The organism is Halomonas sp. BC2 (genome assembly GCF_002078115.1).
Lineage (GTDB): Bacteria > Pseudomonadota > Gammaproteobacteria > Pseudomonadales > Halomonadaceae > Vreelandella > Vreelandella stevensii.
Window position 1 is genome coordinate 33,527 of record NZ_LFGT01000013.1, and the last position, 899, is coordinate 34,425.

Sequence of the window (899 nt, forward strand, 5' to 3'; positions counted from 1 at the left end):
TAAGTTTCTCCAGCCGCTGTCGCAACGTCGCCGCGCTCGGCACCTTCTGCAGGGTCAGCAGTTGTTGGAAGGGCTTGTCGCGGCGGAAGTTCTCGACAGCGTCATAGTCGCTCATGCCCAGACACAGCAGGCCCAGGTAGCTCTTGATCACGTCACTGGTGCGCATGCCCAGCGTGGTGGGGAAGCGGCCGTCGATGCTGTCGACGCCAGCGATCTCGAAGCATTGCCCGATGATGGACAGCCCGGCGTGGCTGGTGAGGGTGCGGCGACTGGCGCGGAACTTTATGTTGGGCATGGCACTGTCTGGGTGAATGGCGATATTCGCTATATTGCCATGCAGTTCAGTAGGTTAGAAGCATTCCTGGGGGCCGGTCTCACGGATTCAGGATACCCAGCCACACAGAGCACCTGTTTCAAATCCTTTGGCTATATTGACATGAGTAATCCCCATCTGTGCGAGCCTCGCTTTAGAAATAGGATTTTCTCTTGTTTGACTGCGCACCTCAAAAAGCTTAGGAATATCCTTATAATGGATTCTTCTATAACCAACATTCATTTGAAATGATCTCTTTGCAAGTTTTAACTCCCGGCTCACGCGCCGGTTTGGAGCCGCGAAGCGGCGGAAAATCGGTCGCTGTGAAACCGATTGTTATGTTCTGGACAGCTTAATCCGAAAGCCCTCTCTCAAAGGCTAGCCAATCCTCAAGCCCTTTTCTCCCATGAAACATATAAACACTTCCACTGAGGTCTTCGTAATCCAATATGGTTGCACTCACTGGAAACAGAAAGCCAACTTCATCGAAGAGCAAAAGACTAGATACAATGAAGGCAATTGCCGCAACCAGCACCGCCAAAGGGGAAGAAGACAGAATGAATACCACGACCGCCACTATATACCA

Annotated in this window: 2 protein-coding genes and 1 pseudogene; all 3 read right to left on the reverse strand. The window is 51.7% G+C overall.

The window, feature by feature from the left end; genetic code table 11:
• Nucleotides 1-295 (reverse strand): annotated as a pseudogene (locus tag B7L71_RS10085) (IS1380 family transposase); the annotation flags it as partial.
• An 87-nt stretch (nt 296-382) separates the two neighbouring features.
• The gene (locus B7L71_RS17345; protein WP_170919483.1) at nt 383-556 is read right to left on the reverse strand and encodes a hypothetical protein; all 174 of its coding nucleotides are present in this window, start codon (nt 554-556) and stop codon (nt 383-385) included.
• Nucleotides 557-665: 109 nt separating this feature from the next.
• Nucleotides 666-899 (reverse strand): hypothetical protein (locus B7L71_RS17470; RefSeq protein WP_212636752.1); only part of this gene is annotated, 234 nt, incomplete at its 5' end.

Coding starts and splice junctions, on each gene's coding strand:
- B7L71_RS17345 (WP_170919483.1), bottom strand. CDS start 556: ATGAATGTTGGTTATAGAAGAATCCATTATAAGGATATTCCTAAGCTT.